We start from the raw sequence: 24,785 nt of genomic DNA, 5'->3' as shown, positions 1-24,785 counted from the left end.
GGGGCTGTCATGTCGCATCAATCTGATTTGATCAGCGAGGACATCCTCGCCTACCTGGGCCAGCACGAGCGCAAAGAAATGTTGCGCTTCCTGACCTGCGGCAACGTCGACGACGGCAAGAGCACCCTGATCGGGCGCCTGCTGCACGACTCCAAGATGATCTACGAGGATCACCTGGAAGCCATTACCCGCGACTCGAAAAAGTCCGGCACCACCGGTGACGATATCGACCTGGCGTTGCTGGTCGATGGCTTGCAGGCCGAGCGTGAGCAGGGCATCACTATTGATGTTGCCTACCGCTATTTCTCCACCGCCAAGCGCAAATTCATCATCGCCGACACACCCGGCCATGAGCAGTACACCCGCAACATGGCCACTGGTGCGTCCACCTGTGACCTGGCGATCATCCTGATCGACGCCCGCTATGGCGTGCAGACCCAGACCCGTCGCCACAGCTATATCGCCTCGTTGCTGGGTATCAAACACATCGTGGTAGCCATCAACAAGATGGACATCAACGGCTTTGACCAAAGCGTATTCGAGTCGATCAAGGCCGATTACCTGAAGTTCGCCAAAGGTATCGCATTCAAGCCGAGCACCCTGGCCTTCGTGCCGATGTCGGCGCTCAAGGGCGACAACGTGGTGAACAAGAGCGAGCGTTCGCCCTGGTACACCGGGCAGTCGCTGATGGAGATCTTGGAGACTGTCGAGATCGCCAATGATCGCAACTACACCGACCTGCGTTTCCCGGTGCAGTACGTCAACCGCCCGAACCTGAACTTCCGTGGGTTTGCCGGCACCCTGGCGAGTGGCATCGTGCACAAGGGCGACGAAGTGGTGGTATTGCCGTCGGGCAAGAGCAGCCGCGTCAAATCCATCGTCACCTTTGAAGGTGAGCTGGAACACGCAGGCCCGGGCCAGGCCGTGACCTTGACCATGGAAGACGAGATCGACATTTCCCGTGGCGACCTGTTGGTGCATGCTGACAACGTGCCGCAAGTGACCGACGCCTTCGACGCCATGCTGGTGTGGATGGCCGAAGAACCGATGCTGCCGGGCAAAAAATACGACATCAAGCGCGCCACCAGCTACGTGCCGGGTTCCATCACCAGCATCGTGCACCGCGTGGACGTAAACACCCTGGCCGAAGGCCCGGCGAGTTCGCTGCAGCTCAACGAGATTGGCCGGGTCAAGGTCAGCCTGGACGCCGCCATCGCCCTGGACGGTTACGACAGCAACCGCACCACTGGCGCGTTCATCGTGATCGACCGCTTGACCAACGGCACGGTGGCCGCGGGCATGATCATTGCGCCACCGGTGGGTCATGGCGGCGCTGCGCAGCACGGCAGCCTGGCGCATGTGGCCACCGAAGAGCGCGCTCTGCGTTTCGGCCAGCAGCCGGCCACGGTGTTGTTCAGCGGCTTGTCGGGCGCTGGCAAGAGCACTCTGGCCTATGCGGTCGAGCGCAAGCTGTTCGACATGGGCCGGGCGGTGTTCGTACTGGACGGCCAGAACCTGCGTCACGACCTGAACAAGGGCTTGCCCCAGGACCGTGCCGGGCGTACCGAGAACTGGCGTCGTGCGGCTCATGTGGCGCGTCAGTTCAATGAAGCCGGCCTGTTGACCCTGGCAGCCTTCGTTGCGCCGGATGCCGAAGGCCGTGAACAGGCCAAGGCGCTGATTGGTGCGGACCGACTGCTGACCGTCTACGTGCAGGCATCGCCGTTGGTGTGCGCCGAGCGTGACCCGCAAGGTTTGTACGCGGCCGGTGGGGATAACATCCCTGGCGAATCCTTCCCGTATGACGTGCCGCTGAATGCCGACCTTGTGATCGACACCCAGGCGTTGTCGCTGGAAGACAGCGTCAAGCAAGTGCTGGAACTGTTGCGTCAGCGCGGCGCGATCTAAGCTTTATAGCCGCACAAAAAAGCCCGCCACCGAGTGATCGGTGGCGGGCTTTTTACATATTCTCAAATGTGGACTCGGTCAATGTGGGAGCTGGCTTGCCTGCGATGGCGGACTGTCAGTTTATTTATCCTTAGCTGATCCACCGCTATCGCAGGCAAGCCAGCTCCCACATTAACTTGCTTCGACATGTGATCAGCGGCTGGCCGGAAAGTCTTTGTGAAGCTGCTCCAGCAATGCATCCTTGTCTTGCCACAACTGGTTGATCCAGCCCTGGAACGCTAACCGATATTCCCCATCCTGCTCATAATTCTTGCCGATGAACTCGGCCGGGATCTGCACCTCTTCAAAGTGCACCACCACGTCCTTCACGTTGCCGCACAGCAAGTCCCAATAACCTGGGCGCCCGCCAGGGTAGTGGATGGTCACATTGATCAGTGATTTGAGCTGCTCGCCCATGGCATCCAGTACAAACGCAATGCCGCCCGCCTTGGGTTTAAGCAGGTAGCGAAACGGTGACTGCTGCTGCGCATGCTTGCTCGGCGTAAAGCGTGTGCCTTCAGCAAAGTTGAAAATTCCCACGGGGTTGTCGCGAAACTTCGCACAGGTCTTGCGCGTGGTTTCCAGGTCTTTGCCTTTCTTCTCGGGGTGCTTCTCCAAATATGCCTTGCTGTAGCGCTTCATGAAGGGAAAGCCCAGTGCCCACCACGCCAGGCCAATCACCGGGACCCAGATCAGCTCTTGCTTGAGGAAGAACTTCAGGGGGCGAATGCGCCGATTGAGCACGTACTGCAACACCATGATGTCGACCCAGCTCTGATGGTTGCTGGTCACCAGGTACGAGTGCTGGTAGTCCAGGCCCTCAAGGCCAGTCAGGTGCCAGCGCGTACGGCGCACCAGGTTCATCCAGCCCTTGTTGTTGGTAACCCAGGCTTCGTGGGTGTGGTTCATCAGCCATTCGCTCAGGCGCTTGGCGAACGGCAGCGCCTTGAACAGCGCCACGATAAACAGGAACGAACACAGCAGGATCGTGTTCAGCGCCAGCAACAGCGAAGCGATCACCCCGCGCACGGCGGCAGGTAGAAAATCCAGCATTTAGATATCCATGGGTCGGTTGGCGGCTTGGATCGCCGTCAGGGCGATGGTGTACACGATGTCGTCCACCTGGGCGCCACGTGGCAGGTCATTGACCGGTTTGCGCAGGCCCTGAAGCATCGGCCCCAGGCTCACGCAATCGGCGCTGCGTTGTACGGCTTTGTGGGTGGTGTTGCCGGTGTTCAGGTCCGGGAATACAAAGACGGTGGCCTTGCCCGCCACCTGGCTGTTGGGCGCCAGTTGTCGGGCGACGTTTTCGTTGGCGGCGGCGTCGTATTGCAACGGGCCGTCGATCAGCAACGAACTTTGTTGTTCGTGGGCGAGCAGGGTTGCTTCGCGGACTTTTTCCACCTCCTCGCCGCTGGCCGAGTCACCGCTGGAGTAGCTGATCATCGCCACCCGTGGCGTGATGCCGAACGCCGCCGCCGAGTCGGCGCTTTGCAGGGCGATTTCCGCCAGTTCCGCAGCGCTTGGGTGCGGGTTCATCACGCAGTCGCCGTACACCAGCACCTGCTCGGGGAACAGCATGAAGAACACCGACGACACCAGGGTGCAGCCCGGCGCGGTCTTGATCAGCTGCAGCGCCGGGCGAATGGTGTTGGCGGTGGAGTGAATCACGCCGGAGACCAGGCCATCCACTTCGTCGAGGGCGAGCATCATGGTGGCGATCACCACGGTGTCTTCCAGTTGCTGCTCGGCCATGGGCGCGTTGAGGCTTTTGCTCTTGCGCAAGGCGACCATTGGCTCCACGTAGCGTTGGCGAATCAGGTCGGGGTCGAGAATCTCCAGGCCTTCGGGCAGGTCGATACCTTGGGCGCGGGCGACTGCCTCCACATCCGCAGGCTTGGCCAACAGCACGCAACGGGCAATGCCGCGGGCCTGGCAGATCGCGGCGGCCTGTACGGTCAGCGGCTCGCTACCTTCGGGCAACACGATGCGTTTGTTGGCGGCCTGGGCGCGTTGGATCAACTGGTAACGGAACACTGCCGGCGACAGGCGCATCTCCCTTGGCGTGCCGCAGCGCTGGTGCAGCCAGCGCGCATCGAGGTGGCTGGCGACGAAGTCGGTGATGATTTCCGCACGCTCGCGGTCATCGATAGGGATTTCCTTGTTGAGGCTATTGAGCTGGTTGGCGGTGTCATAGGAGCCGGTGCTCACCGACAACACCGGCAACCCGGCCTGGAAGGCGCCTCGGCACAGATCCATGATGCGTGGGTCGGGCAGGGTGTCGCTGGTCAGCAGCAGCCCGGCCAGCGGCACGCCATTGATGGCGGCCAGGCTGACGGCGAGGATGATGTCATCGCGATCTCCCGGGGTTACCACCAACACACCGGGTTTGAGCAGCTCGACAGTGTTACGCATGGTGCGCGCGCAAATGATGATCTTGGTCATGCGCCGGCTTTCGTAGTCGCCGGCGTTGAGGATCTGCGCGCCCATCAGGTCGGCCACGTCGCGGGTGCGCGGGGCATTCAGCTCGGGTTGGTAGGGGATGCAGCCGAGCAGCCGGAAATCACCGCTGCGCAACAGCGGCGAATGCTCTTTGAGGCGCGCCGAGAAGGCTTCCATGCTTTCGTCGGTGCGTACCTTGTTGAGAATTACGCCCAGCACTTTCGGGTCTTTGGGGCCGCCAAACAGTTGGGCCTGCAATTCCACACGGCCGGAAAGCTCGGTGAGCACTTCATTTTCCGGCGCCGAGACCAGGATCACTTCCGCGTCCAGGCTCTTGGCCAGGTGCAGGTTGACCCGTGCCGCGTAGCTGGCGCTGCGGGTCGGCACCATCCCTTCGACGATCAGCACGTCTTTGCCTACGGCTGCCTGTTGGTAAAGGGTGATGATCTCTTCGAGCAACTCATCGAGCTGGCCGTCGCCGAGCATGCGCTCTACGTGAGCCAGGCCCAGGGGCTGCGGCGGTTTCAGGCCGTGGGTGCGCGCCACCAGCTCGGTAGAGCGTTCCGGCCCGGTATCGCCAGGGTGTGGCTGGGCAATGGGTTTGAAAAAGCCGACTTTCAGGCCGGCCCGTTCCAGTGTGCGCACCAGCCCAAGGCTGATGGAGGTCAGACCCACACCAAAATCGGTGGGCGCGATAAAAAAAGTCTGCATGCGAATTCTCTGGAGGTGCATGGCTTGGGTGGCGCTCCATGGGTGAGTGCCTACCGCGAATCAGGCGCCAAGGTTATCGTTATTCGTGCCCTTGCGCACACCAGCCGCACGCAAAGGCCTGGCCTATTTTTTCAAGGCGTTGCGCGGGGTCGAGCACCCAGGCGCGTGACTGCCAGGGCGGCTGGTGGCGCAGGTGCTGGGTGTGGCCGCAAGACAGCTCGGCCACCCAGTGCCCATCGTCGTCCTGATGAAAACCTGTGATCGTGACCGTTGATCGGCCCCGTCCGTCCGGGTTCCGTTCGCTTTCGGGCAAATCCTTGTTTAGACTTGTCCGTTCTTCATTCTTATGCAAAAGGTCTCGCCCCATGACGATCGCCGCTAACAAGGCTGTCTCCATCGACTATACCCTGACCAACGACGCTGGTGAGGTCATCGACAGCTCCGCCGGCGGCGCGCCGCTGGTTTACCTGCAAGGCGCAGGTAACATCATCCCGGGCCTGGAAAAGGCTCTGGAAGGCAAGAACGTCGGTGACGAACTGACTGTCGCCGTAGAACCTGAAGATGCCTACGGCGAATACTCCGCCGAACTGGTCAGCACCTTGAGCCGCAGCATGTTCGAAGGTGTCGATGAGCTGGAAGTGGGCATGCAGTTCCACGCTTCCGCGCCGGACGGCCAAATGCAGATCGTCACCATCCGCGACCTGGACGGCGACGACGTTACCGTTGACGGCAACCACCCTCTGGCTGGCCAGCGCCTGAACTTCCAAGTGAAGATCGTGGCCATCCGCGACGCTTCCCAGGAAGAAGTGGCTCACGGCCACGTCCACGGTGAAGGCGGTCATCACCATTGATTGATGTTTTGATCAGGTGGTAGCAAAAACGCCCCGACTGGTTCGGGGCGTTTTTTTTGCCTTGAGAATATTCCCGGTCAACTTTCTGTAGGAGCGAGCTTGCTCGCGAAAAACCTGAGAGCCCCGCCGGGCGCCAGGCTTCCCGCGTCATCGTTAACGATCTTCGCGAGCAAGCTCGCTCCTACAGTTTTCAGGGGCAAACAAAAATGCCCCGGACCTTTCGGTACGGGGCATTTCTTAACTGTTACACAGCCTGGGCTGCGTTGCAGTTGTTACCACTTAGGCTGCAGCAGGAACGCTCAGAGCCTTGATGTGGCCATTCAGGCGGCTCTTATGGCGAGCGGCCTTGTTCTTGTGGATGATGCCTTTATCGGCCATACGGTCGATAACAGGCACAGCCAGAACGTAAGCTGCTTGAGCTTTTTCAGCGTCTTTGGTGTCGATGGCTTTGACTACATTCTTGATGTAGGTGCGAACCATGGAACGCAGGCTGGCGTTGTGGCTGCGACGCTTCTCAGCCTGTTTTGCACGTTTTTTGGCGGAAGGTGTGTTGGCCACCGTCGAGCTCCTCGAAAGACTTTTTAGGAAATAGCAAACAAAATAGGCCGCGAATCATGCCGATGACTTGACGGGTTGTCAAGGGCGGCTGATGCGAACTGCTGAGTGGTCGATCTGAAGAGGCGGGTGATTTATTTCCGGCGCTTGACCTGTAAACTCGCGAGCTTTGGCTCTGTGCTGTTGCAGGCGCGCAGTATCGCATAAGTGGGCGCGTAGTTCGCCTGCTCTTTATCTATAGGCGCAAACTCTTTCAATGAATCTGCTCAAATCGTTGGCTGCCGTCAGCTCTATCACGATGATTTCCCGGGTATTGGGGTTCGTGCGCGACACCCTGCTGGCCCGCATCTTTGGCGCCAGCATGGCCACGGATGCGTTCTTTATTGCCTTTAAACTGCCCAACCTGTTGCGGCGGATCTTTGCCGAAGGCGCGTTTTCCCAGGCGTTCGTGCCGATTCTGGCCGAATACAAGACCCAGCATGGCGAGGAGGCGACTCGTACGTTCATCGCCTACGTCTCGGGTTTGCTGACGCTGGTGCTGATGCTGGTAACCATCGTCGGGATGCTCGCCGCTCCCTGGGTGATCTGGGCCACGGCGCCCGGTTTTGCCAACACGCCGGAAAAGTTCGCGCTGACCACTGATCTGCTGCGGGTGACCTTTCCTTATATATTGCTGATTTCCCTGTCTTCGCTCGCCGGGGCGATCCTCAATACCTGGAATCGTTTCTCGGTACCGGCCTTTGTGCCGACCTTGCTGAACGTCAGCATGATTATTTTTGCGCTGTTCCTCACGCCGTATTTCGACCCTCCGGTCATGGCCCTGGGTTGGGCGGTGCTGGCCGGCGGCCTGGCGCAGTTGTTGTACCAACTGCCGCACCTGAAAAAAATCGGCATGCTCGTACTGCCGCGCCTGAACCTCAAGGACACCGGCGTCTGGCGCGTGATGCGCAATATGCTGCCGGCGATCCTCGGGGTGTCGGTCAGTCAGATTTCGCTGATCATCAACACCGCGTTTGCCTCGTTGCTGGTGTCCGGGTCGGTATCGTGGATGTATTACGCCGACCGTCTGATGGAGTTGCCATCCGGTGTGCTTGGCGTGGCATTGGGCACGATCCTGCTGCCGACCCTGGCGCGCACCTATGCCAGCAAGGATCGTCAGGAGTATTCGCGCATTCTCGATTGGGGCCTGCGTCTGTGCTTTCTATTGGTGTTGCCATGCGCGCTGGCCTTGGGAATCCTCGCCGAACCGCTGACGGTCTCGCTGTTTCAATACGGGCAATTCGATGCACATGACGCCTTGATGACTCAGCACGCGCTGGTTGCCTACTCTGTCGGCCTGCTCGGTATTATCGTGATCAAGGTGCTGGCGCCGGGCTTCTACGCACAGCAAAACATCCGCACGCCGGTGAAGATCGCGATTTTCACGCTGATCGTCACACAGTTGCTCAACCTGCTGTTTATCGGTCCGTTGGCCCATGCCGGGCTGGCGCTGGCGATCAGTGCCGGTGCCTGTATCAATGCCGGCCTGTTGTTTTATCAGCTGCGCAAGCAGCAGATGTACCAGCCGCAGCCGGGTTGGGGAATGTTCACGCTCAAGTTGCTTGTGGCGGTGGCCGCAATGTCCGCGGTGCTGGTGGGGCTGATGCAGGTGATGCCGGCCTGGGGTGATGGCGATATGCTGGAGCGCTTCATGCGCCTGGGCGCGTTGGTAGTGGCGGGCGTGGTGGTGTACTTCGGGATGTTGCTGTTGCAGGGCTTCCGCCTGCGCGATTTCAATCGCAAGTCGCTGGGATAGCGAGTTTGCCGCGATAAAACAGTTGTTTTATCGATTCGACCCATTTGGCCTGCGCTGTTGCCTGTCGTCCGGGGCTGGGTGTGGTTATAATCGACCACTTTATGAGCAAGAAGCGCGTTATGCAGCTGGTTCGAGGTCTCCACAACCTGCGCCCCGAGCATCGGGGCTGCGTCGCCACTATTGGCAACTTTGACGGTGTTCACCGTGGCCACCAGGCTATCCTGGCTCGGCTGCGCGAGCGTGCGGTCGAGTTGGGCGTGCCCAGCTGCGTGGTGATTTTTGAGCCACAACCGCGGGAGTTCTTTACCCCGGAAACGGCGCCGGCACGCTTGGCGCGCTTGCGGGACAAGTTGCAGCTGTTGGCGGAGGAGGGCGTGGACCGTGTCCTCTGCCTGGCATTCAACCAGCGTTTGCGCAGCCTCAGCGCCGCCGAGTTCGTCGACCGCATCCTGGTGGACGGCTTGGGTGTGCAGCACCTGGAGGTCGGCGACGACTTCCATTTCGGTTGTGACCGGGTCGGGGATTTCGATTTCCTGCAACATGCCGGTGTGAATCAGGGTTTCACTGTCGAGGCCGCGCAAACCGTCGAACTGGACGGCCTGCGCGTGAGCAGCACCCAGGTGCGTAACGCCCTGGCCGCCGCCGACTTCGACCTGGCCGAGCGTTTGCTCGGCCGCCCGTTCCGCATTGCCGGACGGGTATTGCACGGCCAGAAGCTGGCGCGCCAATTGGGCACGCCAACCGCCAACGTGCAACTCAAGCGCCGTCGTGTGCCGCTGACCGGGGTTTACCTGGTAAGTGTCGACATCGATGGCCAATCGTGGCCGGGAGTCGCCAATATAGGCGTCAGACCCACGGTTGCAGGTGATGGCAAGGCCCACCTGGAAGTTCACCTTTTGGATTTTGCCGGTGATTTATACGACCGGCGTTTGACGGTGGTTTTCCACCAGAAGCTGCGTGAAGAGCAGCGTTTCGCCTCCCTGGAGGCGTTGAAAACGGCGATCAATGCGGATGTCGCCGCCGCCCGTGCACTAGCCGCACCTAGCGCCCATCGCTAACCGAAGAGCCTTAAATGACCGACTATAAAGCCACGCTAAACCTTCCGGACACCGCCTTCCCAATGAAGGCCGGCCTGCCACAGCGCGAACCGCAGATCCTGCAGCGCTGGGACAGTATTGGCCTGTACGGAAAGTTGCGCGAAATTGGCAAGGATCGTCCGAAGTTCGTCCTGCACGACGGCCCTCCTTATGCCAACGGCACGATTCACATCGGTCACGCGCTGAACAAGATTCTCAAGGACATGATCCTGCGCTCCAAGACCCTGTCGGGCTTCGACGCGCCGTATGTCCCGGGTTGGGACTGCCACGGCCTGCCGATCGAGCACAAAGTCGAAGTGACTTATGGCAAGAACCTGGGCGCGGACAAGACCCGCGAACTGTGCCGTGCCTACGCCGCCGAGCAGATCGAAGGGCAGAAATCCGAATTCATCCGCCTGGGTGTACTGGGCGAGTGGGACAATCCCTACAAGACCATGAACTTCAAGAACGAGGCCGGTGAAATCCGCGCCTTGGCTGAAATCGTCAAGGGCGGTTTCGTGTTCAAGGGCCTCAAGCCCGTGAACTGGTGCTTCGACTGCGGTTCGGCCCTGGCCGAAGCGGAAGTGGAGTACGAAGACAAGAAGTCCTCGACCATCGACGTAGCCTTCCCGATCGCCGACGACGCCAAGCTGGCCGAGGCTTTCGGCCTGGCAAGCCTGAGCAAGCCAGCGGCCATCGTGATCTGGACCACCACCCCGTGGACCATCCCGGCCAACCAGGCGCTGAACGTGCACCCGGAATTCACCTACGCCCTGGTGGACGTTGGTGATCGCCTGCTGGTGCTGGCCGAGGAAATGGTCGAGTCGTGCCTGGCGCGTTACGAGCTGCAAGGTTCGGTGATCGCTACCACCACGGGTTCTGCGCTGGAGCTGATCAACTTCCGTCACCCGTTCTATGACCGTCTGTCGCCGGTGTACCTGGCGGACTACGTGGAGCTAGGCGCCGGCACTGGCATCGTTCACTCTGCGCCCGCCTATGGCGTAGACGACTTCGTGACCTGCAAAGCCTATGGCATGGTCAACGACGACATTCTGAATCCAGTACAAAGCAATGGCGTGTACGCGCCGTCCCTGGAGTTCTTCGGCGGCCAGTTCATCTTCAAGGCCAACCAGCCGATCATCGACAAGCTCTCGGAAGTCGGCGCGCTGTTGCACACCGAAACCATCAAGCACAGCTACATGCACTGCTGGCGCCACAAGACCCCGCTGATCTACCGCGCCACTGCGCAGTGGTTTATCGGTATGGACAAAGAGCCGACCAGCGGCGATACCCTGCGTAACCGCGCGATCAAGGCCATCGAAGACACCACGTTCGTTCCGGCCTGGGGCCAGGCGCGCCTGCATTCGATGATCGCCAATCGTCCGGACTGGTGCATCTCCCGCCAACGTAACTGGGGCGTGCCGATTCCGTTCTTCCTGAACAAGGAAAGCGGCGAGCTGCACCCTCGCACCGTCGAACTGATGGAGCTTGTGGCCCAGCGTGTCGAGCAGGAAGGTATCGAAGCCTGGTTCAAGCTGGACGCCGCCGAGCTGTTGGGCGATGAAGCGCCGCTGTACGACAAGATCAGCGACACCCTCGACGTGTGGTTCGATTCGGGCACCACCCACTGGCACGTGCTGCGTGGCTCGCACCCGATGGGCCACGAGACCGGCCCGCGTGCCGACCTGTACCTTGAAGGTTCGGACCAACACCGTGGCTGGTTCCACTCGTCGCTGCTGACCGGTTGCGCCATCGACGACCACGCACCGTACCGCGAACTGCTGACCCACGGTTTCACCGTCGACGAGAACGGCCGCAAAATGTCCAAATCCCTGGGCAACGTGATTGCGCCGCAAAAGGTCAATGACACCCTGGGCGCCGACATCATGCGTCTGTGGGTGGCCTCGACTGACTATTCGGGTGAGATGGCTGTTTCGGAGCAGATCCTGCAACGCAGCGCCGACGCCTATCGTCGTATCCGCAATACCGCGCGCTTCATGCTGTCGAACCTGACCGGTTTCAACCCGGCCACCGACCTGCTGCCGGCCGAAGACATGCTCGCGCTGGACCGTTGGGCCGTGGACCGTACCCTGTTGCTGCAGCGTGAGTTGCAAGAGCACTACGGCGAATACCGCTTCTGGAATGTCTACTCCAAGATCCACAACTTCTGCGTGCAGGAGCTGGGCGGTTTCTACCTCGACATCATCAAGGACCGCCAGTACACCACCGGCGCCAACAGCAAAGCTCGCCGTTCGGCGCAGACCGCGCTGTACCACATCAGCGAAGCGCTGGTGCGCTGGATCGCACCGATCCTGGCGTTCACCGCCGACGAGCTGTGGGAATACCTGCCGGGCGAGCGTAACGAGTCCGTCATGCTCAACACCTGGTACGAAGGCTTGACCGAACTGCCGGCCGACTTCGAACTGGGCCGCGAGTACTGGGCGGGCGTCATGGCCGTCAAGGTTGCGGTGAACAAGGAACTGGAAGTCCAGCGTGCGGCCAAGGCCGTGGGTGGCAACCTGCAAGCCGAAGTCACCCTGTTTGCCGAGGATGGCCTGACTGCCGACCTGGCCAAGCTGAGCAACGAACTGCGCTTCGTGCTGATCACCTCCACCGCGAGCCTGGCACCTTTCGCCCAGGCCCCGGCAGATGCCGTGGTCACCGAGGTACCGGGCCTGAAGCTCAAGGTGGTGAAATCGGCCTTCCCTAAATGCGCCCGTTGCTGGCACTGCCGTGAAGATGTCGGTGTGAACCCTGAGCACCCGGAAATCTGCGGTCGTTGTGTCGACAATATCAGCGGTGAAGGCGAGGTTCGCCACTATGCCTAATGCAGCCAGTCGTTTCGGACGTCTGGGCTGGCTCGTACTGAGCCTGCTGGTGCTGGTTATTGACCAGGTCAGCAAGGCTCACTTCGAGGGCTCCCTGGAAATGTTCCAGCAAATCGTGGTGATTCCGGATTACTTCAGCTGGACCCTGGCCTACAACACTGGCGCCGCCTTCAGCTTCCTCGCTGACGGCGGCGGCTGGCAGCGCTGGCTGTTCGCGGTGATCGCCGTGGTGGTCAGTGCCGTGCTGGTGGTGTGGCTAAAGCGCCTGGGTCGCGACGACACCTGGCTGGCTATCGCGCTGGCCCTGGTGTTGGGCGGCGCGCTGGGTAACCTGTATGACCGCATCGCCCTGGGCCATGTGATCGACTTCATCCTAGTGCACTGGCAGAACCGCCACTACTTCCCGGCGTTCAACTTTGCCGACAGCGCCATCACCGTTGGTGCAATCATGCTGGCGCTGGATATGTTCAAGAGCAAGAAAACCGGAGAAACCGTCAATGACTGATCAGGTATTGGCTGAGCAACGCATCGGCCAGAACACGGAAGTCACTTTGCATTTCGCATTGCGCCTGGAGAATGGCGACACGGTAGACAGCACCTTCGACAAAGCCCCGGCGACCTTCAAGGTTGGTGACGGTAACCTGCTGCCTGGTTTTGAAGCGGCATTGTTCGGGTTCAAGGCGGGCGACAAGCGCAACCTGCAGATCCTGCCGGAAAACGCCTTCGGCCAACCCAACCCGCAAAACGTGCAGATCATCCCGCGTTCGCAGTTCGAGGGTATGGACCTGTCGGAAGGTTTGCTGGTGATCTTCAATGATGCGGCGAATACTGAACTGCCCGGCGTGGTAAAAGCTTTCGATGACACGCAAGTGACCATCGACTTCAACCATCCGTTGGCCGGTAAAACCTTGACGTTTGATGTTGAAATCATCGACGTTAAAGCGCTCTAACTGACGAAACCGGTTCCTGTGGGGCTGGCTTGTGTGGGAGCTGGCTTGCCTGCGATAGCATCACCTCGGTGTACCTGATACATCGAGACGTTTGCATCGCGGGCAAGCCCGCTCATACAGACGCTTATTCTATAGAGCTGAGTTGATCCAATTTCTTGGCCTGCAAGGCACGAGGCACAGCATGCAAATCAAACTCGCCAACCCCCGTGGCTTCTGCGCTGGCGTGGACCGGGCGATCGAAATCGTCAACCGCGCCCTGGAAGTCTTCGGGCCGCCGATTTATGTGCGCCACGAAGTCGTGCATAACAAGTTCGTGGTCGAAGACCTGCGCGCACGCGGTGCGATCTTTGTCGAAGAACTCGACCAGGTACCCGACGACGTTATCGTCATCTTCAGTGCCCATGGCGTGTCCCAGGCCGTACGTACCGAAGCGGCCGGCCGTGGCCTAAAAGTGTTCGATGCCACTTGCCCGCTGGTAACCAAGGTGCACATCGAAGTGGCGCGTTATAGCCGCGACGGTCGCGAATGCATCCTGATCGGCCATGCCGGTCACCCGGAAGTCGAAGGCACCATGGGCCAGTACGACGCCAGCAACGGCGGCGCCATCTACTTGGTTGAAGACGAAAAAGACGTCGCCAACTTGCAGGTGCACAATCCCGACCGCCTGGCTTTCGTTACCCAGACCACCTTGTCCATGGACGATACCAGCCGCGTCATCGATGCCCTGCGCACGCGTTTCCCGGCCATTGGCGGCCCACGCAAGGATGACATCTGCTACGCCACGCAAAACCGTCAGGATGCGGTCAAGCAACTGGCGAATGAGTGTGATGTTGTGCTGGTGGTCGGCAGCCCTAACAGTTCCAACTCCAACCGCTTGCGTGAGCTGGCCGAACGCATGGCCACGCCGGCGTACTTGATCGACGGTGCCGAAGACATGCAGCGCAGCTGGTTCGATGGCGTTGAGCGTATCGGCATCACGGCGGGTGCCTCCGCTCCGGAAGTGCTGGTGCGCGGTGTGATCCAACAGTTGCAAGCCTGGGGTGCTACCGGCGCCGATGAGCTGGCGGGTCGTGAAGAAAACATCACGTTCTCGATGCCCAAGGAACTGCGGGTCCGCTCGTTGCTCTGACGGCCAGGGTGCTGGAATAGCCTCGGCATAATGCCTGTTCGGTCTTGTCATTGCGCAGGCTGACGCGCCCGCTGGGGGCCAGCACGATCTGATACAGGCTTTGTGCCTGGTCCTTGCCACACACATGCACGGTGCCGGCACGAAATCCCCCGCCGGCGAACACTGGCTCCCCCAGGCCGCTGAAGCGCACCTGGCTCGTAACCGGGCCATTACCGGCGACCGGCACGCGCCCATTGCTCTCGCGCTCCAGCAATACCGGATTGTCGTCATCCAGGTGGCCGCGCCCACTCACATCCAGTATCACGCGCCATCCCAGGCTCCAGTCCTCGTCCTTTGCATGAATGACCACCGCCCGGTTACGCGCGATGGCCTCGGTGCGTGCGTAGCGCAGCCCGGAGGCAAGTGCTTGGGCCGCGCTTTGTCGTTGCTGCGATTCAAGCAAACCCTTGAAACCGGGTACGGCCAGTTGCGCGAGAAAACTGGTGACGATCAGCCCCAGCAACATCTCAATCAGGGTGAAACCTTGTTGTTTCATGTGCGTTCCCTCCTTGGGCACGAGTAGGTTTTCTAGGTATAGCGCTTGGTCGTTGGCGCTGGATGATGGCCTTTATGTCCAAAGTATTTCCCTTTGTTCCGGGAGCAGCGCCGCTCGAAAACCGACGCTAGTCTTGGGTCGCACAGCAGGTCTTGCCTGCTTTTTTTCACCGGCCTTCGACATGGATGACGACGGAAATGCCAGCCTGCCAGAACCGATTCCTGCGCGTTGCGCACTCGCGCCAATCCGGCATGACGCTGGTCGAGGTGCTGGTAGCGCTGTTGATTTTGGCGATCGGCCTGATGGGCGCTGCGGTGCTGCAACTCAACGCGCTCAAGTACACCAACAGCGCCAGGATGACCAGCCAAGCCAGTTTTATTGCCTATGACATGCTCGACCGCATTCGCACCAATGCTGGCGCCGATTACACATGGGGCAGGGCGGAGCTGGCGCCGCCCAACACTGCCACCGCCAGCGTGCGTGACCTCGACCTGCACGATTTCGAGGCCAATATCACGGGTTTTGCCGGCGAGGATGCCAAAGGTTCAGTGGTGGTGAACGGGCAAGAGGTCACCATCAGCATCAGTTGGGCGGATGCCCGAGCAGCAAACCGCCCAGGGGCGCGGGAAACCTTCACCCTGACCAGTCGAATCAGTAATGAACAGGGAGTGTCGCAATGAAGCGTCTTGGGCGAGGTTTCAGTCTGGTGGAAGTGTTGCTGGCGCTTGCCATCGGGTTGATCTTGATACTGGGGGCGAGCCAGATACTGATCAGTTCGCGGTTGACCCATGCCAGCCAGCAGGCCGCCATGCTGCTGCAGGATGATGCGCGGTTTGTGCTGAGCAAGATCACCCAGGATATTCGCCAGGCAGGCATGCTGGGGTGTTTGGCCGTGGCCGCTATCGACAATGCTCCGGCTGCCTTTGATCGGCCGATAAGCTGGGAAGCTGCGGGGAGTGCGAAGTCACTGACGCTGGTGACCGCGAATGTCGGCGATGGCGTCGGCAAGACTGACTGGACAGTGTTGTCCGACTGCAAGGAGGCGGCCAGGGCTTATGCAGGCACACCACCCGGAGCCGAACCCGGCCAACTTCGCTTTGGCATACGCCAACTTACCTACACCTACGAATCGGGTCAGTTGAAGATCAGTACCCCGGCAGCACCGGCCAAGGCAGTATTGATGGATAACGTGCGGGCATTCGACGTCAGCTTCGGCATGGCGGCCACCTCGGTATCGACAGTTGTGGTGCGCTATGACAGCCATCCGGCCGATGAGTCGCTGATACGCAGCGTGCGCATTCTCATGACCCTTCAAGATCCCTCTGGGCGGGTGAAGGACCAGACCTACAGTGTCGTGGCGGCACTGCGAAATCGGCTGGGGTAGGGGCAATGACCATGCAGGGCGGTATCCAAATGCGGCAGGCCGGGACGGTGCTGCTGATCAGTCTGGTGTTCCTGTTGGTGCTGTCGCAGGTGGGGCTGTCCTCGATACAGGCTGCGGTCTCCCAGCAAAAAGTCGCGAGCAGCCTCTGGCATCGCAATCAATCGTTTCAATCTGCCGAAAGCGGCCTGAGGTTGGGGGAATCGGCCGTGCAAAAGGTTGGCCAGGCGATGCCTGTCTGCCACTCGATCACCCGTTGTGCGCCGCCTGCTGAAGCGTTTTCCTTGACGGCGGCCGGGACGAACCCTGTCTCGGCGATCACCTGGCTTGCCTTGAAGAATGGGTTTTATGGCATTCAATCCCTCGGCGAGGGTGAAGGGCTGGCTCATTTGCCGTCCCATTCCCTGGCCACGCTTTTTCGAGTCACTTCGGTCGGTCTCGCGGGGCAATCGCGCACGGTGCTGGAGACGGTCTATGCCCGTGTAGAGGAGGGCGGCCGCGTCAGGTTTCGACGGGTCTTATGGCGGCAACTTCAATAAGGAGCAATCGGATGGGCAAGGAGAGCCAGGGTTTTACCCTGATTGAGTTACTGATCGTCGTGGCGATCATCGCGTTGCTGGCCGGGATTGCGTATCCCGGGTACCTCAGCCAGGTGAAGAAGGCGTATCGGGCGCAGATCGTCGCGTTGTTGAGCGAACAGGCCCAGCAACTGGAGCGTTCTTATACGAGGAATGGCACTTTTATTGATGCAGGCGACGTCAGCGCGGGCAATGATCATTATAGAATCAGTGCCGTCCTCAACCCTCAGGATTTTGACCTGCTCGCCACACCCGCTGCGGACTCGGTCATGGCGAACGACGCGTGCGCAGCATTCAGCTTGACCAGCACCGGTATGCGCGGCAACCCGGGAGCAGGGCCTGAAATGTCGCCCAAGGTCTGCTGGGGGCAAGGATGAGCGTACTTGAAGCGTGGGCGCCGGGCGCGCCTTTCCCTGTTTATCGGCTGGATCAAATGATGGCTAAGCAACAGCAAGTGGTGATTGTCGGCGGCGGAGTAATCGGGCTGTTGACGGCGTACAACCTCGCCAGTGAGGGCCAGGCGGTCACGCTGCTGGAGCGCGGTGGGCTTGGGCAAGAGGCTTCCTGGGCGGGCGGTGGGATTGTCTCGCCGTTGTACCCGTGGCGCTATAGCCAGGCGGTCACTGCCTTGGCCCATTGGTCCCAGGATTTTTACCCTCAACTGGCGCAACGGCTATTTGCTGCTACCGGCGTCGATCCGGAGGTACATACCACGGGTTTGTATTGGCTCGACCTGGATGACGAAGCGCAAGCACTGGCCTGGGCTGCCCGTGAAGGGCGACCGTTGAGCAAGGTGGATGTATCGGCGGCCCATGACGCGGTGCCGGTGCTGGGGGGCGGCTACTCCCAGGCGATCTACATGGCCAACGTGGCCAATATTCGCAACCCGCGCCTGGTCAAATCATTGAAGGCGGCGCTGCTGGCGTTGCCGAACGTGACGATTCGCGAGCAATGCGATGTGTCGGGCTTTGTACTCGGCGGCGGCAGGGTGGTGGGTGTGAATACCGCTACGGGCCACGTTTTGGGGGATCACGTGGTGCTCGCGGCCGGCGCCTGGAGCGGGCAACTGCTGGATACGCTGGGCTTGGGGCTACCCGTGGAGCCGGTTAAAGGCCAGATGATCCTGTACAAATGCGCGTCCGATTTTTTATCCAGCATGGTCCTGGCCAAGGGGCGTTATGCGATCCCGCGGCGGGATGGGCACATCCTGATCGGCAGCACGTTGGAGTATGAGGGATTCGACAAGACGCCGACCGACACCGCGCTTGAAAGCCTCAAGGCATCTGCGCAGGAACTGATTCCCGCCTTGACGGACGCCGAAGTGGTCGGGCATTGGGCCGGTTTGCGGCCTGGCTCACCCGAAGGTATACCGTTTATCGGTGAGGTCCCTGGCTTCAGGGGGCTGTGGCTCAATTGTGGGCATTACCGCAATGGTCTGGTACTCGCACCGGCATCTTGCCAGTTGTTCACCGACTTGCTGCTGGCGCGGGCTCCGATCATCGATCCAGCGCCTTACGCCCCCGCAGGTCGCCTCAACGCTGGATAGACTTTGGCCCTTGTTCCAGGTGCGCCTGGGTGCAGTACCATTCCTGAGGTGAGCTCAGTGCGCGATCCTGCGGCAGGTGCACGCCACAGTGAGCGCAACGCACCATCAGGGCTGCATCCGGCTCGGCAGGCCGTTGCTGACGGGAGGCAGGGTTTTTGAATTTGCGCCAGAACCATACCGCGGCAGCAATGACGGCAATCCAGAACAGTAGACGAAGCATGATGGGCAGTTTCTCGCAAAGGAATGCGCCAGTTTAGCCAAGGTGGTCACGGGCGCACAGGGCAATAAATACTCGCTCATAAAAAAGGGAGCTCCTTCAGAGCTCCCTTTTGCGTTGCGTCGAACAATCAGTCGAACACACCGAAGGTCATGTAGCTGAACCACGAACGGTCCTGGTTGTCGCCCAGGGCTTGCGGCTCTTCTTCTTCGATCACATCGCCGTTCTCGTCGTGCGGCTTGAGCTCCGAAGGAATGGCGTCCTTGGCGTCCTGGTACTGCTTGATCACGTCCTGGTTGGCGCGGGTTTCACCCGGCGGCAGCGGTGGACGGGACTCGATCAGGCCCAGGGTGTACTTGCTCAGCCACGAACGGTTGTCCGCTTCGTCAACCTGAGGCACGAACTGGCCGTCTTTCAGGCTAGGGTGGTCAGGGTAGTTGAGCTTCAGGGTTTCCAGGCTGGTAGTCGCGAGGGTGTCCAGGTGCAGACGCTGGTAAGCCTCGGTCATCACGGCCAGGCCGTCACCCACGGACGGGGTTTCCTGGAAGTTTTCCACCACGTAGCGGCCACGGTTGGCTGCGGCCACATAAGCCTGACGGGTCAGGTAGTAGTGGGCCACGTGGATCTCGTACGAAGCCAGCAGGTTGCGCAGGTAGATCATGCGCTGCTTGGCGTCCGGCGCATAGCGGCTGTTGGGGTAGCGGCTGGTCAGCTGGGCGAACTCGTTATAGGAGTCGCGGGCAGCACCCGGGTCGCGCTTGGTCATGTCCAGCGGCAGGAAGCGCGCCAGCAGGCCAACATCCTGGTCGAACGAGGTCAGGCCCTTCATGTAGTAGGCGTAGTCCACGTTCGGGTGCTGCGGGTGCAGGCGGATGAAACGCTCGGCAGCGGACTTGGCAGCTTCCGGCTCGGCGTTCTTGTAGTTGGCGTAGATCAGCTCAAGCTGGGCCTGGTCGGCATAGCGGCCGAACGGGTAACGCGACTCCAATGCCTTCAGCTTCGCTGTGGCGCTGGTGAAGCTATTATTGTCCAAGTCTGTCTGAGCTTGCTGGTACAGCTCGACTTCGCTCAGGTTTTCGTCGACGACGTCCTTTGTTGACGAGCAAGCAGCAGTCATGGCGAGGATGGCGATCAGCAGCAGGTGTTTCACTTGCATGGCGGCTTGCGTCCCTATGACGGCCGCTGTCTTGGGCGGGGCCGTCCTGTTATGATGAGCGCCCCGTTGAAAGCCTCGGGGCAAAAGACGCCGTATTTAACCACAAGCGCGCAGCCGAAACCAAAGGCTACGCCACGCCTAGTCTGAGCATGTCCGATAAAATTGAACTTCGCGCAGAGGTGCCGTCCGAATTGGGCGGCCAACGCCTCGATCAAGTCGCCGCACAATTATTCGCTGAGCACTCGCGCTCGCGCCTTTCCGCCTGGATCAAAGACGGCCGCCTGACTGTGGATGGAGCGGTTATCCGCCCGCGAGACATAGTCCATGGCGGTGCGATTCTTGAGCTGACTGCCGAGCAGGAAGCCCAGGGAGAATGGGTTGCCCAGGACATCGAGCTGGATATCGTCTATGAAGACGATGACATCCTGGTCATCAACAAACCCGCGGGCCTGGTGGTTCACCCGGCCGCCGGGCACGCTGATGGCACCTTGCTCAATGCCCTGTTGCACCACGTGCCGGACATCATCAATGTGCCGCGCTGCGGCATCGTGCACCGTCTGGACAAGGACACCACCGGCCTTATGGTGGTAGCCAAGACCATTCAGGCGCAGACGCAACTGGTTACGCAATTGCAGAGCCGTAGCGTCAGCCGCATCTATGAGTGCATTGTGATCGGCGTCGTTGTGGCCGGTGGCAAAATCAACGCGCCCATTGGTCGTCACGGCCAGCAGCGCCAGCGTATGGCGGTGATGGAGGGCGGCAAGCAGGCCGTCAGCCACTACCGTGTGCTGGAGCGTTTCCGCTCCCACACCCATGTGCGGGTCAAGCTGGAAACCGGGCGTACCCACCAGATTCGCGTGCACATGGCGCACATCAACTTTCCGTTGGTCGGCGACCCAGCCTACGGTGGCCGCTTCCGTATTCCGCCGGCGGCCAGCCAGACCATGGTTGAGTCGCTCAAGACGTTCCCGCGCCAGGCACTGCATGCACGCTTCCTGGAACTGGATCATCCGACGAGCGGTAAGCGCATGAGCTGGGAATCGCCACTTCCAGACGATCTGGTCTGGCTGCTTTCGCTTCTCAAGCAGGATCGCGAGGCGTTTGTCGGATGAATGACTGGCTGATACCTGACTGGCCCGCGCCGGCTCGGGTAAAAGCCTGCGTCACCACCCGTGCGGGCGGCGTCAGCCTGGCGCCGTTCGACAGCCTCAACCTGGGCGATCATGTCGAGGACAGCCTTGAGGCCGTCCTTGAAAATCGTCGTCGCCTGAGTGACGCCTTCGATATCCAGCCTGCCTGGTTGCGTCAAGTCCATGGCACTCAGGTGGTTGAGGCCGATCCGGGCCGTACTGTCGAGGCAGACGGCAGTTGGACCAGCACCGCTGGCATCGCCTGCACATCCATGACCGCCGATTGCCTGCCTGCGCTGTTCTGTAATCGGGCGGGGACCCGGGTTGCCGCAGCCCATGCCGGTTGGCGTGGCTTGGCGGCTGGGGTACTGGAGGCCGCGTTCGAAAGCCTGGATACCGCCCCTGAAGACGTTCTGGTCTGGCTCGGCCCTGCCATTGGCCCGCAAGCCTTCGAGGTCGGCCCGGAAGTGCGTGAAGTGTTCATGCAGCAACTGCCGGCCACCGCTGAAGCCTTTGTTCCCAGCCACAACCCTGGCAAGTTCATGGCCGACATCTACCAGCTGGCGCGTCTGCGTCTGGGAGTGCGCGGTGTTTCCGCTGTGTATGGTGGCGGTTTGTGCACTGTGACCGACCCGCGTTTCTTTTCTTATCGCCGCAGCCCGCGTACGGGCCGATTCGCCTCCCTTATCTGGCTTGAACGCTAGACTGTCCTGATCTGTATCAACCGTCCGCCGCTTGAAACGCCCAGAATCCACCCCATCTATAAGGGTATCTGGCAGGTTTCTTCATTCAGGATGTGTTTGTTCATAGCTCCGGCCTGCTCAAAAGGAAGGTGACTAATGCGTATTGATCGTTTAACCAGCAAATTACAGTTGGCCTTGTCCGACTCTCAATCCTTGGCGGTGGGCCTCGACCACCCGGCCATTGAGCCTGCGCACTTGATGCAGGCACTCCTGGAACAGCAAGGTGGTTCTATCAAACCCTTGCTGATGCAGGTGGGCTTTGACGTTAACAGCCTGCGCAAGGAGTTGAGCAAAGAGCTCGACCAACTGCCGAAAATCCAGAATCCCACCGGTGACGTGAATATGTCCCAGGATCTGGCGCGCCTGCTCAACCAGGCCGACCGCCTGGCCCAGCAGAAAGGTGACCAGTTCATCTCCAGCGAACTGGTGCTGCTCGCCGCCATGGACGACAACAGCAAGCTCGGCAAATTGTTGCTGGGCCAGGGCGTGAGCAAGAAAGCCCTGGAAAACGCCATCAACAACCTGCGTGGCGGCGAGGCGGTGAACGACCCTAACCATGAGGAGTCGCGCCAGGCCTTGGACAAATACACCGTCGACCTGACCAAGCGTGCCGAAGAAGGCAAGCTGGACCCGGTGATCGGCCGTGACGACGAGATTCGTCGCACCATCCAGGTGTTGCAACGTCGCACCAAGAACAACCCGGTGTTGATCGGTGAACCTGGCGTGGGTAAAACCGCGATTGCCGAGGGCCTGGCCCAGCGCATCATTAATGGTGAAGTGCCAGACGGCCTCAAAGGCAAGCGCCTGCTGTCTCTGGATATGGGCTCGCTGATTGCCGGTGCCAAGTTCCGGGGTGAGTTCGAAGAGCGCCTCAAATCCTTGCTTAACGAATTGTCGAAGCAGGAAGGGCAGATCATTCTGTTTATCGACGAATTGCACACCATGGTCGGCGCCGGTAAGGGCGAAGGCTCCATGGACGCCGGCAACATGCTCAAGCCCGCCTTGGCGCGCGGTGAGTTGCACTGCGTCGGCGCTACTACGCTCAACGAATACCGTCAGTACATCGAAAAGGACGCAGCCCTTGAGCGTCGCTTCCAGAAAGTGCTGGTGGAAGAACCGAGCGAAGAAGACACCATCGCGATCCTGCGTGGCCTGAAAGAGCGCTATGAGGTCCACCATAAGGTGGCGATCACCGACGGTGCGATCATTGCGGCGGCCAAATTGAGCCACCGCTATATCACCGATCGCCAGTTGCCGGACAAGGCTATCGACCTGATCGACGAAGCGGCAAGCCGCATCCGTATGGAGATCGATTCCAAGCCGGAAGTGCTGGATCGCCTGGATCGGCGCCTGATTCAACTGAAAGTCGAATCCCAGGCGTTGAAGAAAGAAGAAGACGAAGCGGCCAAGAAGCGCCTGGAAAAACTCCAGGAAGAAATTGTCCGCCTGGAACGTGAGTATTCGGACCTCGAAGAAATCTGGACCTCGGAAAAAGCCGAAGTACAGGGTTCGGCGCAGATCCAGCAAAAGATCGAGCAGTCCCGCCAGGAACTTGAAGCGGCGCGCCGCAAAGGCGACCTGAACCGCATGGCCGAGTTGCAGTATGGGGTGATCCCGGACCTGGAACGCAGCCTGCAGATGGTCGACCAGCACGGCAAGCCTGAAAACCAGTTGCTGCGCAGCAAGGTGACGGAGGAAGAAATTGCCGAAGTAGTCTCCAAGTGGACCGGTATTCCTGTGTCTAAGATGCTCGAAGGCGAGCGCGACAAGTTGCTGAAGATGGAAAGCCTGTTGCATCAGCGCGTCATCGGCCAGGAAGAGGCCGTGGTGGCGGTGTCCAACGCGGTACGGCGTTCCCGGGCAGGTTTGTCCGACCCGAACCGTCCAAGCGGCTCGTTCATGTTCCTCGGCCCGACCGGTGTGGGTAAGACCGAGTTGTGCAAGGCCCTGGCCGAGTTCCTCTTTGATACTGAAGAGGCCATGGTGCGGATCGATATGTCCGAATTCATGGAGAAACACTCGGTGGCTCGCCTTATCGGCGCACCGCCAGGCTATGTAGGCTATGAAGAGGGCGGTTATCTGACCGAAGCCGTGCGGCGCAAGCCTTACTCGGTGATCCTGCTGGATGAGGTCGAGAAGGCGCACCCGGATGTGTTCAACATCTTGCTGCAGGTGCTGGAGGATGGTCGCTTGACGGACAGCCACGGGCGTACGGTGGACTTCCGCAATACGGTGATCGTGATGACTTCCAACCTGGGGTCGGCACAGATCCAGGAATTGGTGGGTGATCGTGAAGCTCAGCGTGCGGCGGTGATGGACGCGTTGACCACGCACTTCCGTCCGGAATTCATCAACCGGGTCGATGAAGTGGTGATCTTCGAGCCTCTGGCGCGGGATCAGATCGCGGGCATCACCGAGATCCAGTTGGGCCGCCTGCGTAGCCGTCTGGCTGAGCGCGAGCTGGACCTTGAGCTGAGCGGCGAAGCGTTGGACAAGCTGATCGCGGTCGGTTACGACCCGGTGTATGGCGCACGGCCACTCAAACGTGCGATCCAGCGCTGGATCGAGAACCCACTGGCGCAGCTGATTCTGTCGGGCAGCTTTATGCCTGGCACCCGCGTCACGGCGACGGTGAAAGACGACGAAATCGTCTTCCATTAAGCCCTGCGCTTGGCGCAACCATAGAAGGCCCCGCATTGCGGGGCCTTTTTTTTCGATAGGGCGTTGAACTGTAAGGCAAAGGCTTGTAAAGTGCGCCCCGCAGCAACGTCAGCCCACGGGTTTCTTCTCCCCAAGAAGAAATCAGAAAGAAGCGCAAATCATTGTCTTAAAAGCAATTTAAAGGGTTGACAGGGGTTTTTAAGATTGTAGAATAGCGCGCCTCAGAGACGCTAACGTAGCGATACGGACAGGGCCGAAGAGGAAGCAACACAGCAGTAACTTTGAAATATGTAGTTCCGTGATAGCTCAGTCGGTAGAGCAAATGACTGTTAATCATTGGGTCCCAGGTTCGAGTCCTGGTCACGGAGCCAATTTCAAACCGGGGTATAGCGCAGTCCGGTAGCGCGCCTGCTTTGGGAGCAGGATGTCGGGAGTTCGAATCCCCCTACCCCGACCATATTTGGGTCGTTAGCTCAGTTGGTAGAGCAGTTGGCTTTTAACCAATTGGTCGTAGGTTCGAATCCCACACGACCCACCATTTTTGAGACCAGTTA

23 protein-coding genes and 3 tRNA genes are annotated in these 24,785 nt (G+C 60.1%); 19 read left to right on the top strand and 7 right to left on the bottom strand.

All coding sequences use genetic code 11. The annotated features are described in order from the left end of the window. Window positions 1-9 precede the first annotated feature (9 nt). A complete protein-coding gene (cysN, locus tag OC445_RS16780) occupies window positions 10-1,908 on the top strand; it encodes a sulfate adenylyltransferase subunit CysN (protein ID WP_198791015.1) in 1,899 nt (632 codons plus the stop codon). Between the two features lie 192 nt (window positions 1,909-2,100). On the opposite strand, the gene OC445_RS16775 is transcribed toward cysN, so the two are convergent. The 3 genes from OC445_RS16775 to OC445_RS16765 form a co-directional block, all read right to left on the bottom strand. After that, a complete protein-coding gene (locus tag OC445_RS16775) occupies window positions 2,101-3,000 on the bottom strand; it encodes an acyltransferase (protein ID WP_034128062.1) in 900 nt (299 codons plus the stop codon). Beyond that, window positions 3,001-5,100: a phosphate acetyltransferase gene (pta, locus tag OC445_RS16770; RefSeq protein WP_003188396.1), complete on the bottom strand. Its 2,100-nt coding sequence runs from the start codon at window positions 5,098-5,100 to the stop codon at window positions 3,001-3,003. 79 nt (window positions 5,101-5,179) lie between these two features. Then, entirely contained in the window at window positions 5,180-5,467 is a 288-nt protein-coding gene (locus tag OC445_RS16765; protein ID WP_102666761.1) for a DUF3565 domain-containing protein, read from the bottom strand. Here OC445_RS16765 and OC445_RS16760 point away from each other — a divergent pair. Beyond that, complete coding sequence (locus tag OC445_RS16760; RefSeq protein ID WP_003188398.1) at window positions 5,466-5,951, top strand: peptidylprolyl isomerase; 486 nt, start codon at window positions 5,466-5,468, stop codon at window positions 5,949-5,951. The genes OC445_RS16765 and OC445_RS16760 overlap by 2 nt on opposite strands. A gap of 279 nt (window positions 5,952-6,230) precedes the next feature. On the opposite strand, the gene rpsT is transcribed toward OC445_RS16760, so the two are convergent. Then, complete coding sequence (gene rpsT / locus OC445_RS16750; RefSeq protein ID WP_003188401.1) at window positions 6,231-6,509, bottom strand: 30S ribosomal protein S20; 279 nt, start codon at window positions 6,507-6,509, stop codon at window positions 6,231-6,233. Window positions 6,510-6,762: 253 nt separating this feature from the next. Between rpsT and murJ the strand changes: the two genes are divergently transcribed. The 6 genes from murJ to ispH all read left to right on the top strand — a co-directional run bounded on the left by murJ (window position 6,763) and on the right by ispH (window position 14,284). Next, a complete protein-coding gene (gene murJ / locus OC445_RS16745) occupies window positions 6,763-8,301 on the top strand; it encodes a murein biosynthesis integral membrane protein MurJ (RefSeq protein ID WP_034128060.1) in 1,539 nt (512 codons plus the stop codon). A 119-nt stretch (window positions 8,302-8,420) separates the two neighbouring features. Further along, a complete protein-coding gene (ribF, locus tag OC445_RS16740; RefSeq protein ID WP_003188404.1) occupies window positions 8,421-9,359 on the top strand; it encodes a bifunctional riboflavin kinase/FAD synthetase in 939 nt (312 codons plus the stop codon). 14 nt (window positions 9,360-9,373) lie between these two features. Next, window positions 9,374-12,205, top strand: a complete 2,832-nt coding sequence (ileS, locus tag OC445_RS16735; RefSeq protein WP_054896881.1) for an isoleucine--tRNA ligase — start codon at window positions 9,374-9,376, stop codon at window positions 12,203-12,205. Further along, entirely contained in the window at window positions 12,198-12,710 is a 513-nt protein-coding gene (lspA, locus tag OC445_RS16730) for a signal peptidase II (RefSeq protein WP_003188406.1), read from the top strand. Before ileS ends, lspA begins: the two co-directional genes overlap by 8 nt. A 7-nt stretch (window positions 12,711-12,717) precedes the next feature. Continuing rightward, a complete protein-coding gene (locus OC445_RS16725; protein WP_169918885.1) occupies window positions 12,718-13,155 on the top strand; it encodes a peptidylprolyl isomerase in 438 nt (145 codons plus the stop codon). Between the two features lie 181 nt (window positions 13,156-13,336). After that, window positions 13,337-14,284, top strand: a complete 948-nt coding sequence (gene ispH / locus OC445_RS16720) for a 4-hydroxy-3-methylbut-2-enyl diphosphate reductase (RefSeq protein WP_032893637.1) — start codon at window positions 13,337-13,339, stop codon at window positions 14,282-14,284. Here the strand turns inward: ispH and OC445_RS16715 are convergent. Next, window positions 14,238-14,819 (bottom strand): GspH/FimT family pseudopilin, encoded by a 582-nt coding sequence (locus tag OC445_RS16715; RefSeq protein WP_054896883.1) that lies wholly within the window; start codon window positions 14,817-14,819, stop codon window positions 14,238-14,240. The genes ispH and OC445_RS16715 overlap by 47 nt on opposite strands. A 197-nt stretch (window positions 14,820-15,016) precedes the next feature. On the opposite strand from OC445_RS16715, the gene pilV reads away from it, so the two are divergent. From pilV to thiO, 5 genes are read left to right on the top strand one after another with little or no spacing between them, the layout of a single operon-like run. Beyond that, complete coding sequence (pilV, locus tag OC445_RS16710; RefSeq protein WP_034128056.1) at window positions 15,017-15,499, top strand: type IV pilus modification protein PilV; 483 nt, start codon at window positions 15,017-15,019, stop codon at window positions 15,497-15,499. Continuing rightward, complete coding sequence (locus OC445_RS16705) at window positions 15,496-16,203, top strand: PilW family protein (RefSeq protein ID WP_072447008.1); 708 nt, start codon at window positions 15,496-15,498, stop codon at window positions 16,201-16,203. Before pilV ends, OC445_RS16705 begins: the two co-directional genes overlap by 4 nt. 5 nt (window positions 16,204-16,208) lie before the next feature. Continuing rightward, window positions 16,209-16,739 carry a PilX N-terminal domain-containing pilus assembly protein gene (locus OC445_RS16700; RefSeq protein WP_034128054.1) on the top strand — a complete coding sequence of 177 codons (531 nt, stop codon included), beginning with the start codon at window positions 16,209-16,211 and terminating at the stop codon, window positions 16,737-16,739. Between the two features lie 11 nt (window positions 16,740-16,750). Further along, the gene (locus tag OC445_RS16695; protein ID WP_054896885.1) at window positions 16,751-17,155 is read left to right on the top strand and encodes a type IV pilin protein; all 405 of its coding nucleotides are present in this window, start codon (window positions 16,751-16,753) and stop codon (window positions 17,153-17,155) included. 59 nt (window positions 17,156-17,214) lie between these two features. Next, window positions 17,215-18,324 carry a glycine oxidase ThiO gene (gene thiO / locus OC445_RS16690; protein ID WP_054896886.1) on the top strand — a complete coding sequence of 370 codons (1,110 nt, stop codon included), beginning with the start codon at window positions 17,215-17,217 and terminating at the stop codon, window positions 18,322-18,324. Here thiO and OC445_RS16685 read toward each other — a convergent pair. Both OC445_RS16685 and OC445_RS16680 read right to left on the bottom strand, forming a co-directional pair. After that, a complete protein-coding gene (locus tag OC445_RS16685; RefSeq protein WP_054896887.1) occupies window positions 18,311-18,544 on the bottom strand; it encodes a PP0621 family protein in 234 nt (77 codons plus the stop codon). The two genes, thiO and OC445_RS16685, sit on opposite strands and share 14 nt — an antisense overlap. 127 nt (window positions 18,545-18,671) lie before the next feature. Beyond that, window positions 18,672-19,697, bottom strand: coding sequence for an outer membrane protein assembly factor BamD (locus OC445_RS16680; RefSeq protein ID WP_034128050.1), 1,026 nt, complete (start codon window positions 19,695-19,697; stop codon window positions 18,672-18,674). Between the two features lie 149 nt (window positions 19,698-19,846). Between OC445_RS16680 and rluD the strand changes: the two genes are divergently transcribed. From rluD to OC445_RS16650, 6 genes are all read left to right on the top strand, one after another. After that, window positions 19,847-20,809, top strand: coding sequence for a 23S rRNA pseudouridine(1911/1915/1917) synthase RluD (gene rluD, locus OC445_RS16675; protein ID WP_003188422.1), 963 nt, complete (start codon window positions 19,847-19,849; stop codon window positions 20,807-20,809). Then, window positions 20,806-21,531: a peptidoglycan editing factor PgeF gene (pgeF, locus tag OC445_RS16670; protein WP_072447010.1), complete on the top strand. Its 726-nt coding sequence runs from the start codon at window positions 20,806-20,808 to the stop codon at window positions 21,529-21,531. The genes rluD and pgeF overlap by 4 nt, the downstream gene beginning before the upstream one ends. Before the next feature lie 135 nt (window positions 21,532-21,666). Then, window positions 21,667-24,231 carry an ATP-dependent chaperone ClpB gene (clpB, locus tag OC445_RS16665; protein WP_003188426.1) on the top strand — a complete coding sequence of 855 codons (2,565 nt, stop codon included), beginning with the start codon at window positions 21,667-21,669 and terminating at the stop codon, window positions 24,229-24,231. 295 nt (window positions 24,232-24,526) lie between these two features. After that, window positions 24,527-24,602, top strand: a tRNA-Asn gene (locus tag OC445_RS16660). A 9-nt stretch (window positions 24,603-24,611) separates the two neighbouring features. Next, window positions 24,612-24,688 (top strand) — tRNA-Pro (locus OC445_RS16655). A gap of 5 nt (window positions 24,689-24,693) precedes the next feature. Continuing rightward, a tRNA-Lys gene (locus OC445_RS16650) sits at window positions 24,694-24,769 on the top strand. The last annotated feature ends 16 nt before the right edge of the window (window positions 24,770-24,785 follow it).

Source organism: Pseudomonas sp. Pse35 (genome assembly GCF_024519715.1).
GTDB lineage: Bacteria > Pseudomonadota > Gammaproteobacteria > Pseudomonadales > Pseudomonadaceae > Aquipseudomonas > Aquipseudomonas paracarnis.
Note: the sequence above shows the minus strand (reverse complement) of the source record. Positions and strands in the feature narration are given on the sequence as shown.